This is a genomic window from Allosphingosinicella sp. (assembly GCF_036570505.1).
In the GTDB taxonomy this organism is placed as follows: domain Bacteria; phylum Pseudomonadota; class Alphaproteobacteria; order Sphingomonadales; family Sphingomonadaceae; genus Allosphingosinicella.
In genome coordinates this window covers 21238-34536 of record NZ_DATCYB010000060.1, presented here as the reverse complement: position 1 = coordinate 34536, position 13299 = coordinate 21238, and the positions used below count along the sequence as shown (strand labels likewise).

The 13299-nt window shown below is 65.9% G+C and carries 17 protein-coding genes; 14 read left to right on the top strand and 3 right to left on the bottom strand.

Annotated features, from left to right (window positions below; genetic code table 11):
• Positions 1–3: 3 nt before the first annotated feature.
• Entirely contained in the window at positions 4–1662 is a 1659-nt protein-coding gene (locus tag VIR62_RS06900) for a thiamine pyrophosphate-binding protein (RefSeq protein ID WP_431869847.1), read from the bottom strand.
• A 97-nt stretch (positions 1663–1759) separates the two neighbouring features.
• Between VIR62_RS06900 and VIR62_RS06895 the strand changes: the two genes are divergently transcribed.
• Complete coding sequence (locus tag VIR62_RS06895) at positions 1760–2062, top strand: SCP2 sterol-binding domain-containing protein (protein WP_431869845.1); 303 nt, start codon at positions 1760–1762, stop codon at positions 2060–2062.
• Positions 2063–2090: 28 nt separating this feature from the next.
• Here the strand turns inward: VIR62_RS06895 and VIR62_RS06890 are convergent, their stop codons facing one another.
• Positions 2091–2450 (bottom strand): bleomycin resistance protein, encoded by a 360-nt coding sequence (locus tag VIR62_RS06890; protein WP_431869843.1) that lies wholly within the window; start codon positions 2448–2450, stop codon positions 2091–2093.
• Between the two features lie 119 nt (positions 2451–2569).
• On the opposite strand from VIR62_RS06890, the gene VIR62_RS06885 reads away from it, so the two are divergent.
• From VIR62_RS06885 to grxD, 7 genes are all read left to right on the top strand, one after another.
• A complete protein-coding gene (locus VIR62_RS06885; RefSeq protein WP_431869841.1) occupies positions 2570–3277 on the top strand; it encodes a CoA transferase subunit A in 708 nt (235 codons plus the stop codon).
• Positions 3278–3407: 130 nt separating this feature from the next.
• A complete protein-coding gene (locus VIR62_RS06880) occupies positions 3408–4043 on the top strand; it encodes a 3-oxoacid CoA-transferase subunit B (protein WP_431869839.1) in 636 nt (211 codons plus the stop codon).
• Between the two features lie 23 nt (positions 4044–4066).
• Entirely contained in the window at positions 4067–4888 is an 822-nt protein-coding gene (locus VIR62_RS06875; protein WP_431869837.1) for an N-acyl homoserine lactonase family protein, read from the top strand.
• A 15-nt stretch (positions 4889–4903) separates the two neighbouring features.
• Positions 4904–5902, top strand: a complete 999-nt coding sequence (locus tag VIR62_RS06870; protein ID WP_431869835.1) for an NADPH:quinone oxidoreductase family protein — start codon at positions 4904–4906, stop codon at positions 5900–5902.
• Positions 5903–5977: 75 nt separating this feature from the next.
• Positions 5978–6304, top strand: a complete 327-nt coding sequence (locus VIR62_RS06865) for a DUF1476 domain-containing protein (RefSeq protein ID WP_431869833.1) — start codon at positions 5978–5980, stop codon at positions 6302–6304.
• Between the two features lie 17 nt (positions 6305–6321).
• A complete protein-coding gene (locus VIR62_RS06860; RefSeq protein ID WP_431869832.1) occupies positions 6322–6555 on the top strand; it encodes a BolA/IbaG family iron-sulfur metabolism protein in 234 nt (77 codons plus the stop codon).
• Between the two features lie 11 nt (positions 6556–6566).
• On the top strand, positions 6567–6896 hold the full coding sequence (gene grxD, locus VIR62_RS06855; protein ID WP_431869830.1) for a Grx4 family monothiol glutaredoxin: 330 nt from the start codon (positions 6567–6569) through the stop codon (positions 6894–6896).
• 93 nt (positions 6897–6989) lie between these two features.
• Here the strand turns inward: grxD and VIR62_RS06850 are convergent, their stop codons facing one another.
• Complete coding sequence (locus VIR62_RS06850; RefSeq protein WP_431869828.1) at positions 6990–7379, bottom strand: hypothetical protein; 390 nt, start codon at positions 7377–7379, stop codon at positions 6990–6992.
• A 128-nt stretch (positions 7380–7507) separates the two neighbouring features.
• Between VIR62_RS06850 and VIR62_RS06845 the strand changes: the two genes are divergently transcribed.
• From VIR62_RS06845 to nadA, 6 genes are all read left to right on the top strand, one after another.
• On the top strand, positions 7508–8287 hold the full coding sequence (locus tag VIR62_RS06845; protein WP_431869827.1) for a helix-turn-helix domain-containing protein: 780 nt from the start codon (positions 7508–7510) through the stop codon (positions 8285–8287).
• A gap of 314 nt (positions 8288–8601) precedes the next feature.
• Complete coding sequence (locus VIR62_RS06840) at positions 8602–8970, top strand: BlaI/MecI/CopY family transcriptional regulator (protein ID WP_431869825.1); 369 nt, start codon at positions 8602–8604, stop codon at positions 8968–8970.
• Entirely contained in the window at positions 8967–10676 is a 1710-nt protein-coding gene (locus tag VIR62_RS06835) for a M56 family metallopeptidase (protein ID WP_431869823.1), read from the top strand. The genes VIR62_RS06840 and VIR62_RS06835 overlap by 4 nt, the downstream gene beginning before the upstream one ends.
• A 42-nt stretch (positions 10677–10718) precedes the next feature.
• Complete coding sequence (locus VIR62_RS06830; protein ID WP_431869821.1) at positions 10719–11585, top strand: MBL fold metallo-hydrolase; 867 nt, start codon at positions 10719–10721, stop codon at positions 11583–11585.
• Positions 11582–12271, top strand: coding sequence for a DUF4230 domain-containing protein (locus tag VIR62_RS06825; protein ID WP_431869819.1), 690 nt, complete (start codon positions 11582–11584; stop codon positions 12269–12271). The genes VIR62_RS06830 and VIR62_RS06825 overlap by 4 nt, the downstream gene beginning before the upstream one ends.
• Positions 12272–12296: 25 nt before the next feature.
• Positions 12297–13298, top strand: a complete 1002-nt coding sequence (gene nadA / locus VIR62_RS06820) for a quinolinate synthase NadA (RefSeq protein ID WP_431869817.1) — start codon at positions 12297–12299, stop codon at positions 13296–13298.
• Position 13299: the final 1 nt, after the last annotated feature.

Here is a 13299-nt window from a genome sequence, read left to right as displayed (position 1 = left end):
ACCTTAGCGGTTTCTGGCGCGCTCGCGTAAGGCGGTGATGGTGGTGTTCGCCGTGATATTCTCCACATCCGTCTTGAGATGGAGGAGCTTGACCCCGGATCGCGCCTTCGTCCGGGCCAGCGCCGGCGCGAAATCCTTAGTCCGTTCCACCGTCTCGGCCCAGGCGCCATAGGCGCGGGCGAGGGCGGCGAAATCGGGGTTCACCAGCTCGGTGCCGGACAGGCGCTCGGGATATTCGCGCTCCTGGTGCATGCGGATGGTGCCGTAGCTGGCATTGTCGACGACCAGGATCAGCATGTCCGCGCCGTGGCGGACCGCCGTCGCCAGCTCCTGTCCGGTCATCATGAAGTCGCCGTCGCCGGCGACGACGACCACCTGCCGGTCCCGATGCCTGAGCGCCGCCGCGACGCCGGCGGGCATGCCGTAGCCCATCGATCCATTGGTCGGGGCGAGCTGGCTCGGCTGCTCGGCATAGCGCCAGTAGCGATGCCACCAGCCAGAGAAATTGCCGGCGCCATTGCAGATGATGCTGTCGGCGGGAAGCGCCTCGCGCATGTGCATGACGACCTGGCCGAGGTCGAGGGCGATGTCCTTCGCCTGCGCCGTGCTCCACTCGAGCCATTCCCGGTGAGCCTCCTCACCCGCGGTGGGGCGAGGGGAGGGGGGCTCCAGCGTTTCCAGGGCGAGCCCGACATTCATGTCGACGCACATAGCTTGGTCGGTGCGGTAGACCCGGCCGAGTTCGCCCGGATCAGGGTGGATGTGAATGAGCGTCTGGCCCGGATGGTCGGGTGTGACGAGCGTGTAGCCGTCGGTGGTCGCCTCGCCGAGGCGCGCGCCGGCGACGAGCAGCAGGTCGGCGGCCTTCACCCGCTCGACCAGCTTCGGATTGGGGCCGTAGCCGAGGTTTCCCGCATAGACGGGGCATTCGTTCGTCAATGAATCCTGACGACGGAAGCCTACCGCGACCGGAAGGCCCCAGGCTTCGGCGAAGCGCGCGAAAGCCTCGCCGCCTTCGCGAGTCCAGCCGGCGCCACCGACGATCGCCACCGGTCGTTTCGACGCACGCAGCTTGTCGCCGATCATGGCGATCTCGTTGGGGCAGGGCACCTGGGCTGGACGCTCGACGCGCGGGCGATCCACCGCTGCGACCTCGTCGCGCAGCATGTCCTCGGGGAGCGCCAGCACCACGGGCCCAGGCCGGCCGGAGATCGCCACGGCACAGGCGCGCGCCACATATTCGGGGATGCGGGCGGCATCGTCGATCCGCGCGGCCCATTTGGAGAGCGGCGCGAACATCGTCTGGAAATCGACCTCCTGGAAGCCTTCGCGGTCGCGGTCGCCGCGGGCGACGTCGCCGATGAAGAGGATCATCGGCGTCGAATCCTGCATGGCGACGTGGATGCCCACCGAGGCGTTGGTCGCTCCGGGCCCGCGCGTTACGAAGGCGACGCCCGGGCGGCCGGTCATCTTGCCGTCGGCCTCGGCCATGTAGGTCACGCCGCCCTCCTGACGGCAGACGACGAGGTCGATCTCGGGCGTGTCATGAAGTGCATCCAGCGCCGCGAGGTAGCTTTCCCCAGGCACGCAGAAGATGCGATCGCACCCCTGCGCGACCAGATTGTCGATGAGGATGCGGCCCCCGGTGCGTGTCTTGCTCATGGGGGCGCCCTAAATCGCCGCATCGACCGTGTCGAGCGGGACCCTTGACTTGACGTTCACGTAAAGTAGGGGAGGGCGAAACAGCCAGGAGCATTCCATGACCAAGTCCGACCTCGTCGCCAAGATGGGCGAGCACAATGCCTTCGTTTCCGGCAAGCGGATCAAGCTCGACTTCGGCGGCGGGGAGGGCGCGATCATGCTCGACGGCGTCGCCAACGCGGTGACCGAGGAAGACGGCGCGGCCGATACGACGATCAAGATCAGCTGGGCCGACTGGGAAGCGCTCACCAAGGGCGAGCTCGACGCCATGACCGCCTTCATGCAGGGCAAGCTGAAGGTCGAGGGCGACATGTCCAACGCGATGCAGCTTCAGGGTGTGCTGGCGAAACTGAAGAGCTGACGCTCGCTTCACCGACAGCGAGTGACGCCTAATTCTGGATCAGCCGCAGCACTGTGCCGTCGGGGTCCACCAGCGCGCCGATGCGTCCGCCCCAATCCTCGATTTTAGGTGGATGGAGGCGCGGCTGGCCGACGCCGCTTTCCGGAATGCCTGTTGCCTTGCACAGCGTGTAGAAGCCGTCGAGATCGTTCAACCGTAGACAGCAGCTGAACCAACTGGTCAACGGATCGAGCTTGGGGCGCGGAAAGAACTCCAGCGTGAGACCGTCGCGCTCGAGGATCATCCAGCCTTCGTCGCGCCAGCTTACGCTGAAGCCCAACGCTCCATAGAATCGCAACGTCGCCTCGAAGTCGCGCGATGGAAGATTGGGCGTTGCGTGGTCGGTCATGCGGGTTTCCTCCCCGATCGCCTCTGCTATGCCGCTTCGGCGTCGCCGGTTCAAATCCGGTTCCTTGACCTGACTCGCCCTGCCCGCCTATCGCCTCCGCATTCAGAGCGGAGCGAGAGATGCAGAAAATCTACCCCGATGCGGAAGCCGCGCTCGACGGATTGCTACACGATGGCATGACGATCTGCGCGGGCGGCTTTGGCCTAAGTGGCATTCCGGAGCGGCTGATCGACGCCATCCAGAAGAGCGGCGTCAAGGATCTCATCATCGCCTCCAACAATGCCGGCATCGACAATGAGGGGCTCGGCAAGCTGCTGCGCTCGCGGCAGGTGAAAAAGATGATTTCCTCCTATGTCGGCGAGAACAAGGAGTTCGAGCGGCAATATCTGGCGGGCGAGCTCGAGGTCGAATTCTGCCCCCAAGGGACGCTCGCCGAGCGCTGCCGTGCGGGCGGGGCAGGCATTCCGGGCTTCTATACAAAGACCGGCGTGGGAACGATCGTCGCCGAGGGCAAGGAGCATAAGGAGTTCGACGGCGAGACCTACATCCTCGAACGCGGCATCCGCGCGGACCTCTCGATCATCAAGGGCTGGAAGGCAGACGAGATGGGCAACCTCGTCTTCCGCAAGACCGCCCGCAATTTCAATCAGCCCATGGCGACCGCGGGCAAGGTCTGCGTCGCCGAGGTGGAGGAGATCGTCCCGATCGGCAGCCTCGACCCCGATTGCGTCCACCTCCCCAGCATCTACGTAAAGCGCCTCATCCTGGGCGCCCCCTACGACAAGAAGATCGAGTTCCGCACTGTGCGGCAGAGGGAGGCGGCGTGATTGAAATAGCCACCCACCTTCGTTCGTCCCGAGCGAAGTCGAGGGGCGTTTCTCGGACTCTGTGCCAGCGCCCCTCGACTATGCTCGGGACGAACGAAATCGGTGCACACAAGATTATGGGAGTTCGTTGATGCCCTGGGATCGCAATCAGATGGCCGCCCGCGCCGCCAAGGAGCTCCGCGACGGCTATTACGTCAATCTCGGCATCGGCATCCCGACGCTGGTCGCGAACAATATTCCAGAGGGGATGACGGTCACGCTCCAGTCCGAGAACGGGATGCTGGGCATCGGGCCCTTTCCCTATGACGATGAGGTCGATCCTGACCTGATCAACGCGGGCAAGCAGACGGTGAGCGAGCTGCCGCAGACGGTCTACTTCGGCTCCGAGCAGAGCTTCGCCATGATCCGGGGCGGGCATATCGACCTCGCCGTGCTCGGCGCGATGGAAGTGGCCGAGAATGGCGACATCGCCAACTGGATGATCCCGGGCAAGATGATCAAGGGCATGGGCGGCGCGATGGATCTCGTCGCCGGGGTCAAGAAGATCATCGTCGTGATGGAGCATGTGTCCAAGAACGGCGATCCCAAGTTCATCCCCGATTGCACCTTGCCGCTCACCGGCAAGAATGTGGTCGACATGATCGTCACCGACCTCTGCGTTTTCCAGCGGCCGGACCATGGCAGCCCCTTCAAGCTGATCGAGCTGGCGCCGGACGTGACGGCGAAGGAAGTGGCGGCGAAGACGACGGCGCGCTACGTCACATGATTCCGGCAAGCGGGAGGGCGAACATGAAGAAGATATTTCTAGCGGCTGTGGCGGCACTGGCCCTGACCGGGGCGCAGAGTCCGCCTTCCAATGAGACGGACACGCCCTTGTCGCTCTGGCGGCTCGATTGCGGCACGCTCGACATCGACGATCTGGGCGTCTTTTCCGATACCGGCCTCTATGCCGGCCAGAAGAAGACTCTAGTGGCGAGCTGCTACCTCGTCCAGGACGGCGATCGCCTGTTGCTCTGGGACACGGGCGTGGACGGCGCGCTTGCAGGGAAGCCCAAGGACGCGGAGGGCACCTTCCTCAAGGAGAAGATCGTCACGCAGCTGGGGCGTATCGGCTTCGACGCGGGCGACGTGACCTATGTCGGCATCAGCCATTATCATTACGACCATACCGGCCAGGTCGCGGATTTCCCGAACGCGACCCTGCTCACCGGCCAGGGCGACTGGGAAGTGATCAAGGTCTGGAAGCCCGCCGAGGCGCGCTTCCGCCACTGGCTGACCGGGGGAGGCAAGGTCGAGCCGCTCGAAGGCGACAAGGACGTGTTCGGCGATGGGCGGGTGAAGATACTTCAGATGCCGGGTCATACCGAAGGCCATCAGGCACTGCTCGTTCGCCTCGCCAGCGGGCCGGTGCTGATTTCGGGCGACCAGTATCACTTCACCGAGAATCGCGAGGTGGGCGGCGTCCCGAGCTTCAACGTCGATCGCGCCGACACGCTGGCCTCCCATGACCGCTTCGAGAAGCTCGCGAGGAATCTCCACGCCAAGGTGATCATCCAGCACGAGCCGGATGATGTGGCCAAGCTTCCCGCCTTCCCCGAGGCGGCGCGATAAGCCAAGAAGAGCCTTATGAAAGCACTGTTGTCTCACACCGTCGGCGGGCCCGAGACGCTGGAGCTGACGGAGTTGCCCGATCCGGTGCCAGGCGAGGGCCAGTTGCTCGTGCGGGTCAAGGCCTGCGCGATCAACTATCCCGACGTGCTGGTGATCGAAGATAAATACCAGTTCCGGCCCGAGCGGCCGTTCGCGCCGGGCGGCGAGATCGCCGGCGTGGTCGAAGCACTGGGCGAGGGGGTGGAAGGTTGGTCGCAGGGCGACCGGGTGATCGCCATGGTCCGGAATGGCGGTCTTGCCGAGAAGATACTGGTCGACGCCGGGGCGACCCTGCCGCTGCCGCCCGAGCGGAGCTTCGAGGAAGGTTCGGCGCTGATCCTGACGTACGCGACCTCCATCCATGCGCTGGTCGATCGGGGCAGGCTGGAGGCGGGGCAGACTTTGCTGGTTCTCGGCGCGGCGGGCGGCGTGGGCCGTGCGGCCGTGGAGCTGGGCAAGGCCTTCGGCGCGCGAGTGATCGGCGCGGTATCGTCGGAGGAAAAGGCCGAGGCGGCGCGCGAGGCGGGAGCCGACGAGGTCTTCGTCTACCCCAGCGGTCCCTTCGACAGGGATCAGTCGAAGGCGCTGGCGCAGGCGTTCAAGGACGTGGTCGGGCCGGGCGGCGCCGACGTGATCTACGATCCGGTCGGTGGCGATTATGCCGAACCGGCGCTGCGCTCGATCGCCTGGGAGGGGCGCTATCTGGTGGTGGGCTTTCCGGCGGGGATCCCGAAGCTGCCGCTCAACCTGACCCTGCTGAAGAGCTGCGATGTGTGCGGCGTCTTCTGGGGCGGTTATGCCGGCCGCGACCCCGAGGGTAATGCCGCGCATATCCGGACGCTGTTCCGGCTATGGCAGGAAGGGAAGATCGCGCCGAAGGTGAGCCGGACCTGGCCGCTGGAGCAGGGCGGCGACGCAATCGCCCACATGGCGGCGCGCAAGGCGGTCGGGAAACTCGTGGTTACGATGGACTAGGCACGCGCCTGCCGTTGCGTCCGCCCCTGGGGGCCCTTATCTGGCCAAGAGGCGCACCCGTTTCAAAGGACCCCTATGACCACCTTCGACGACCGTGAGAAGGCATTCGAGAATCTCTATGCCCGCGATCAGGAAATGCAGTTCCGTGTCCTCGCCCGCCGCAATCGCCTGCTCGGCCATTGGGCGGCGAAGCTCATGGGCCTGACCGATGTCGAGGCCGAGGCCTACGCCAAGGACGTGATCCGGTCCGATTTCGAGGAGGCGGGCGACGAGGATGTGGTCCGCAAGATCCTGGGCGACCTGACCTCCGCCGGCATCGATTGCGACGAGGCGCGCATCCGCGAGGCGCTGGAGCACAAGCATGTCGAGGCGCGCCGGCAGATGATCGAGGCCCAAGGTTGAGGATGGGGGGCTGAACCATGCCGATGGCCGCAGAGGAGATTGAAACGCTGATCCGCGAGGGCATTCCCGACGCCCATGTCGAGATCACTGACCTCGCCGGCGATGGCGACCATTATGCGGCGCGCGTGGTGGCGGAGAGCTTCCGGGGCGTGCCGCGCGTGAAGCAGCATCAGCGCGTCTATGAGGCGCTGGGCGGGCGGATGGGCGGCGTGCTCCACGCGCTCCAGCTCACCACCGCGATTCCCGAATGAGGATTGAAGATATGACCAACACCAAAGCCCGCCTCGACGAGATCGTCAGCAAGAACGACATCGTCCTCTTCATGAAGGGCACCGCTCTTTTTCCGCAGTGTGGTTTTTCTTCGCGCGCGGTGGCGATCCTCGACCATCTCGGCGTCGCCTTCGAGACGGTCGACGTGCTCCAGGACCCGGAGATCCGCCAGGGCATTAAAGACTATTCCGATTGGCCGACCGTCCCGCAGCTCTACGTGAAGGGCGAGTTCGTGGGCGGCTCCGACATCATGATGGAGATGTTCGAGGCCGGCGAGCTGCAGCAGCTCATGGCCGACAAGCAGGTGGCCAAGGCGGAGTAAGCCCCTTGCTCCCGTCCCGCTTGGGGGAGGGGCTGTTTCAAGAGGTCTCACAAACCCTCCCCCGACCCCTCCCGTGAAACGGGAGGGGAGAACTCATGCTCCCGCTCGGATTCGGCGGAGGCCGATAAACTCCAGCCCCGCCAGGGCGAGCACGGTCAGTGCCTGGGCGGCGACGAAGGCGGTGCCGATCGCGGTGATCGAGGGGCCATATTGGCCGACCAGAACGAAGCTCTCCAGTCCCCAGCCCAGATTGCCGACGATCACCACCCACACGAGGAGGGGCGGCGGCGAGGGGCGCGAGGCGAGGCCGCCGATGAAGGCGGCGAGCGGCAGGAGCAACAGTCCGGCGCCGCGCACCAGTCCTTCGGGAAGTCCGAACAGCGGCGCGAGGGGAGCCGCCGCCGCGGCCAACAGGACGCCCATGCCGGCGCAGCTCAGCGCGTCGAGGGCAAGGACACGGCGCAGAAACAGGGTCGAAGACATGATCATTCCTTTCGTTTTGGACCGCCGCGATTCGCCCGCGGCGCCCTTTTGATTCGTCGAAAGGGGTCATGGGGTCGATTACCTGGACGTAATGGGATTGCGGCTCCGGAGCCGCTAAGCCCAAAACCATGGAAACCCATGCCCTCCCGGTCGGTGAGCAGCTCCGCGCCTGGCGCGCGCGCCGCCGCCTGAGCCAGCTCGATCTCGCGCTCGACTCGGAAATCTCCGCCCGCCACCTCAGCTTCGTCGAAACCGGCCGGTCGCGGCCCAGCCGCGACATAGTGGTGCGGCTGACCGAGCGGCTCGCCGTCCCGGCGCGCGAGCGGAACCGGATACTTGTCGCCGCCGGCTTCGCGCCCTGTCTGCCGGAACGTTCGCTGGACGATCCGGCGCTGGCCGATGCGCGCCGCGCGGTGGAGCTGGTGCTGAAGGCGCATGAACCCTTTCCGGCGCTCGCCGTCGACCGGCACTGGCAACTCATCAGCGCCAATGCCGGCCTGGCTCCGTTGCTGGCGGGCGTGGCACCGCATCTGCTGGAGCCGCCCGTCAACGTGCTGCGCGTCAGCCTCCATCCCGAAGGCGCGGCGCCGCGCATCGCCAACCTTCCCGAATGGCGCGCCCATATCTTTCACCGCCTGGAGACGCAGATCGATGCGAGCGCCGACGCCGGGCTCGCCCGCTTGCTGGAGGAGCTGCGCGCTTATCCCGGCGGCACCGCTCACGGAGCGGGCGGTTTCGGAGGCGTGGCCGTGCCGTTCTTGCTGAAAAGCGAGGCGGGCGAACTGTCTTTCCTCAGCACGACGACGATGTTCGGGACGCCCATCGACATCACGCTGTCGGAGCTGGCGATCGAGACGTTCCTGCCGGCCAATGCGCGGACGGCGGAGCTGCTGGAGAGTCGGAGCTGAAGATGAGCGGGGCGGACGGCGCGACCGGAAGAAAGCGCCTGTCCGCCCCATGTTCGGTGGAACAGTGTGGACGCCGATAAGGATACACGCCGCGTGCCAGATGCGGCGGAGCGCGGAAAACCCGCCCGTCCGATGGTGAAGCGGAATTAACCTTTTCCGCGATTGTAAAGCCGCCCGACAGAAGCTGCTTAATCAACCGTTCAGCTTCAACTGTGTTAAATGTGTAACACGGCTCGGGTTTCGTCGCTTTGCGTATTGACTACGTCTGTAATCTTGTGAGACTACAGCTGTAATCCTTGGGTTGGAGGGCGCCGATGACCGAACGCATTTCAGACGCGGAACATGCGGTTATGGAGGTGCTGTGGCGCCAGGCGCCGCTGGGCGCCCAGGAAGTCGCCGACCGGATCGACCCGGAGCGCGGCTGGAGCATCCGCACCGTCAAGACCATGCTCTCCCGCCTCCTCGCCAAGGGCGCGCTTGTTCATGAAGAGGACGGGCGGCGCTATCTCTATCGTCCCGCCATCGCCCGCGACGATTTCGTGGCCCGCGAGTCGCGCCGGTTGCTGGACCGCATGTTCGGCGGCAGCGTCAGCCCATTGGTCGCGCACCTCGCCGAACGCGACAGCCTCACCGACGAAGACATCGCCGAGATCGAAGCTCTTTTGAAGGAGCTCAAATCATGATTGCCTGGGCCTTCGACGCCATCATCGGCAGCACGCTCCTGATGCTGCTCGTGCTTGCCGTGCGCACGCCGGTCGCGCGGCTTTTCGGCGCGACCTGGGCCTATGCGCTGTGGCTGCTGCCGGCGCTGCGGCTGGTGATGCCGCACATGCCTTCGCTTTCAACGCCGGTTTCCGTTCCCTCGATCACCGTGGTTCTCCCCGCGGTGGAGAGGGCCGCGGCCGCGCCGCTGCCGGTGGATGCCGGACCCGGGCAGTGGGTGTCCATCCTGCTCGCGCTATGGGCCGGCGGCGCGGTCGCATTCCTGATCTGGCACCAGTCGGCCTACAGCGCCTTCCTGCTCAGCATCGGTTCCAGCCCACGCAAGGGCGATCCCGAGAAGTTCGGCGGCGTCCGCGTCATAGAGAGCGAGGCCGTGGACGGTCCCGTGGCGATTGGCGTGTTGGACAAGCGCATCGTCGTGCCGCCACTGTTCAACTGGCGCTACAGCCCGGCCGAGCAGCGTCTCGCGCTGGAGCATGAGCTGATCCACCATCGCCGGGGCGATCTCTGGTGGAACATGGCCGCCTTGGGCGTGCTGGCGCTCAACTGGTTCAATCCCATCGCCCATTTCGCCTTCCGCGCCTTCCGCGCCTTCCGCGCCGACCAGGAACTGGCCTGCGATGCCGCGATCGCCCGCAAATCCCCCGATCGGCGCCACGACTATGCCAGCGCCCTCGTCAAAGCCGCGAGCCGCCCCGGCCTGGTCGCAGCCTGCCCGCTGAACCGCGCCGACCTATTGAAGCGGAGACTGAAATTGATGAAATCCCATCGCGCCAGCAGAGCGCGCACTCTGGGCGGCGTTACGGCCGTCGCCATCCTTGCCACGGGCGGCCTGGCGCTGAGCAGCCCCGGTTTCGCCCAGCGCGACGATGATCTCGGCGAAGTCGTCGTCGAGGCGATGGAGCGCGACGGCGCTCTGATCACGGCGGCGGAGGAAGCGACGATCCGCGAGAAATGCGGCGATACGTCCGACGGCCAGGGCATTTCGCTGCGTGGCCGCGACGGGGCGCTCGTTTGTGAGAATGGCAAGGTGGTGGACGATCCCGAGGCGCGCGCCATCGTCAGCCGTGTGACCGAACGGGCACGCACGAGGGTCGAGACGGTGATGAACGATCCCGAGGTCGTGGCGGCCATGAACGGCGAAGCGGTCGCAGCGGCCGAGGCGGCCGTCGCCGCCATCGACGAAGCCGAAATCGCCAGCGCCGTGGCCGAGGCCGAAGCGGCGGTCGAGGCCATCGACATGAGAGATGTGCATGAGGCGATGGCCGAGGCCGAGGCGAGCCTCGCCGCGATCGATATGGACAAGGTCCGGTTTGCCGCCATGTCGGCGCCCATGGCTTCGGTCGTGGTCGACATGCCACATGTCCGGCTCAGCGCCGAGGACCGCGCCGAGATCAAGGCGTCGATCGCCGAAGCGCGCGCGGAAATGGCGGCGGTTCACATCGACCGCGCCGAAATCGCGCGTTCGCTGGCAGAAGCCCGGGCCGACCTGCGCGAGGCGAACCTGGATCGCCAGGAAGCTCTCCGCGAGGCGCACCGGGAACGGCGGGAGGCTCTGCGCGAGGCGCAGAGGGAACGCCAGCACGCCCTGCGCGACGCCGAGCGGGAGCGGAAGCGCGCCCTGCACGAAGCCGAGAAGTGGCAGAAAGAGAGCGATCGCCACTGATCCAGCCCGCCGCTTCTTCCCTTTGGGCGGCGGCGATGCCACATGCGGTCCATGGAAGACTGGCCGACAGGGATCGTCGAGGATGCGGGGCTGCTCGTGCGGCGGCTTCTCGCGCCCAATCCATCGCCTTTCACCTTTAGCGGCACCCAGACCTATATCGTCGGCCGGGGCGAAGTCGCCGTCATCGATCCCGGCCCCGATCTTCCCGAACATATCGAAACCTTGATCGGCGCGCTGGAGGGGGAGAGGATCGCGGCGATCGTCTGCACGCACACCCACCGCGACCACAGCCCCGCCAGCCGGCCGCTTCAGGCGGCAACCGGGGCCCCCATCATCGGCTGCGCGGCGCTAGCGATCCCGGACGAGGGACCGCGCGCCGACGCCGCCTTCGATTTCGACTATGTGCCGGATCGAGTCCTCGGCGACGGCGAGACGTTGCGCGGCGATGGCTGGACGCTCGAAGCCGTCGCGACGCCCGGGCACACATCCAATCACCTGTGCCTGGCGCTCCGCGAAACGGGCGCGCTGTTCACCGGCGACCATGTGATGGGCTGGTCCACGACCGTTGTCTCGCCGCCGGACGGCGACATGACCGCCTACATGGCCAGCCTCGACAAGCTGCTCGCCCGCGACGATGCCATTTACTATCCCGCCCATGGGCCGGCGGTGGACCACCCGCGCCGTCTGGTGCGCGGGTTGATCGGTCACCGCCGCCAGCGCGAGGGGCAGATATTGCGGCGATTGAAGGCAGGAGAAGGGCACATCCCGGCGATGGTCGATCAAATGTACAAGGGCATCGATCCGCGCCTCCATCCGGCCGCCGGCCGCTCGGTACTCGCCCATCTTATTGACCTCGAAGCGCGCGGCCTCGTCCGCCAGGAGGGCGAGCTATGGAGCCTCGCCGCGTGAAGCGAGCCGGAATTATCGTCGCGCTCGTGGTGGGGCTCATCGTCGGGGCGTTGTTCATGGGCGTGGCGCGCGTCTCGACGCTGTTTGATCGCGGACCCGATGCTCAAACGATCGCGTCGGCCAGCCTCCAGTCGGTGCGGGAGCAGGCGCGGCTGACGCCCTTCGTCGCCCGCTTCGTGACGGTCGTGACCTCGACCGAAAGCCGCTACGGACTTCAGGCGCAGAAGACGCTGATCATGCCGGGCACGGTCAGATACGAGCTCGACCTCGCCCGGATGGGCGAGCAGGATCTCGACTGGAATGCGGCTAATTCGACCCTCACCGTCACCCTCCCGGCCATTGAAATTTCGGGTCCGGAGATCGATCTAACCGAGGTGCAGGAATATTCCGGCGGCGGCGTTCTGATGGCGCTGAGCAATGCCGAACAGACCCTCGACATGGCCAATCGCCGCCGCGGACAGCAGAGCCTGCTGGAGCAGGCCAAGGCGCCGGTGACGATGCGCATGGCGCGCGATGCGGCCAAGGCGGCAGTGGAACGCAGTTTCGCCATGCCGCTGAGGGCCGCGGGGGTCGAGGCGACGGTAGTGACGCAGTTTGCCGACGAGGCGGGAAGCCGCGATCCATCTCAGATGGACAGATCGCGTCGGGTCGAGGATGTGCTAGGCGAAAGGCAGGCGGAGCGCTGAGGCGCTCCCATCGGACGGGAAGAGCATGAACGCACCCAATCTAAGCTTGAAGGGCCTGGACCTCCGGGCGGAGATCGACCGGCTGCGCAAGGAGCGCAACGCCGTCATCCTCGCGCATTATTACCAGAAGCCGGAAATCCAGGACCTCGCCGATTTCGTCGGCGACAGCCTCGATCTGAGCCGCAAGGCGGAGGCGACCGATGCTGACGTCATCGCCTTCTGCGGCGTGCGCTTCATGGCCGAGACGGCGAAGATATTGTCGCCGCAAAAAATCGTCGTCCTGCCGGACATGGATGCCGGCTGCAGCCTCGAGGATTCCTGCCCACCCGACCAGTTCAAGGCGTTCCGCGAAGCCCATCCGGACCATATCGCGCTTACCTACATCAACTGCTCGGCGGCGGTGAAGGCGCTCTCCGACATCATCGTCACCAGCTCTTCCGCCGAAATCATTCTCGACCAGATACCGAAGGACCAGAAGATCATCTTCGGTCCCGACCGACATCTGGGCGGCTATCTCTCGCGCAAGACCGGCCGTGACATGCTACTCTGGCCGGGCGTGTGCATCGTCCACGAGGCGTTCTCGGAAACCGAACTGCTGAAGCTCAAGGCCCAGCATCCCGGCGCCCCGGTGCTCGCGCATCCGGAATGCCCGCCGCACATCCTCGACCATGCCGACCATGTCGGCTCCACGTCGAGCATCCTCGATTATGCGCTGCGCTCGCCCGATCAGACGCTGATCGTCGCCACCGAACCGCACATCATCCACCAGATGGAGAAGACGGCGCCGCATAAGACCTTCATCGGCGCCCCCGGCGCGGACGGCAACTGCAACTGCAACATGTGTCCGTATATGGCGCTCAACACGATGGAGAAGCTCTACATCTCGCTGCGCGACCTCACGCCGCGCATCGAGATGGACGAGGAGCTGCGTCTCGCCGCCAAGAAATCGCTCGATCGCATGCTCGAGATGGCCGGGCGCACGGTGGGACAGGGCGATGTCGGCCGCCCGATCTTCGCTGCCGGCTAGG

What these genes read in the sequence shown, in the direction of transcription:
- VIR62_RS06885 (WP_431869841.1), top strand. Translation starts at nt 2,570, where the DNA reads ATGCAGAAAATCTACCCCGATGCGGAAGCCGCGCTCGACGGATTGCTA.
- VIR62_RS06900 (WP_431869847.1), bottom strand. Translation starts at nt 1,662, where the DNA reads ATGAGCAAGACACGCACCGGGGGCCGCATCCTCATCGACAATCTGGTC.
- VIR62_RS06875 (WP_431869837.1), top strand. Translation starts at nt 4,067, where the DNA reads ATGAAGAAGATATTTCTAGCGGCTGTGGCGGCACTGGCCCTGACCGGG.
- VIR62_RS06865 (WP_431869833.1), top strand. Translation starts at nt 5,978, where the DNA reads ATGACCACCTTCGACGACCGTGAGAAGGCATTCGAGAATCTCTATGCC.
- VIR62_RS06870 (WP_431869835.1), top strand. Translation starts at nt 4,904, where the DNA reads ATGAAAGCACTGTTGTCTCACACCGTCGGCGGGCCCGAGACGCTGGAG.
- VIR62_RS06895 (WP_431869845.1), top strand. Translation starts at nt 1,760, where the DNA reads ATGACCAAGTCCGACCTCGTCGCCAAGATGGGCGAGCACAATGCCTTC.
- VIR62_RS06880 (WP_431869839.1), top strand. Translation starts at nt 3,408, where the DNA reads ATGCCCTGGGATCGCAATCAGATGGCCGCCCGCGCCGCCAAGGAGCTC.
- VIR62_RS06845 (WP_431869827.1), top strand. Translation starts at nt 7,508, where the DNA reads ATGGAAACCCATGCCCTCCCGGTCGGTGAGCAGCTCCGCGCCTGGCGC.
- grxD (WP_431869830.1), top strand. Translation starts at nt 6,567, where the DNA reads ATGACCAACACCAAAGCCCGCCTCGACGAGATCGTCAGCAAGAACGAC.
- VIR62_RS06850 (WP_431869828.1), bottom strand. Translation starts at nt 7,379, where the DNA reads ATGTCTTCGACCCTGTTTCTGCGCCGTGTCCTTGCCCTCGACGCGCTG.
- VIR62_RS06830 (WP_431869821.1), top strand. Translation starts at nt 10,719, where the DNA reads ATGCGGTCCATGGAAGACTGGCCGACAGGGATCGTCGAGGATGCGGGG.
- nadA (WP_431869817.1), top strand. Translation starts at nt 12,297, where the DNA reads ATGAACGCACCCAATCTAAGCTTGAAGGGCCTGGACCTCCGGGCGGAG.
- VIR62_RS06840 (WP_431869825.1), top strand. Translation starts at nt 8,602, where the DNA reads ATGACCGAACGCATTTCAGACGCGGAACATGCGGTTATGGAGGTGCTG.
- VIR62_RS06860 (WP_431869832.1), top strand. Translation starts at nt 6,322, where the DNA reads ATGCCGATGGCCGCAGAGGAGATTGAAACGCTGATCCGCGAGGGCATT.
- VIR62_RS06835 (WP_431869823.1), top strand. Translation starts at nt 8,967, where the DNA reads ATGATTGCCTGGGCCTTCGACGCCATCATCGGCAGCACGCTCCTGATG.
- VIR62_RS06890 (WP_431869843.1), bottom strand. Translation starts at nt 2,450, where the DNA reads ATGACCGACCACGCAACGCCCAATCTTCCATCGCGCGACTTCGAGGCG.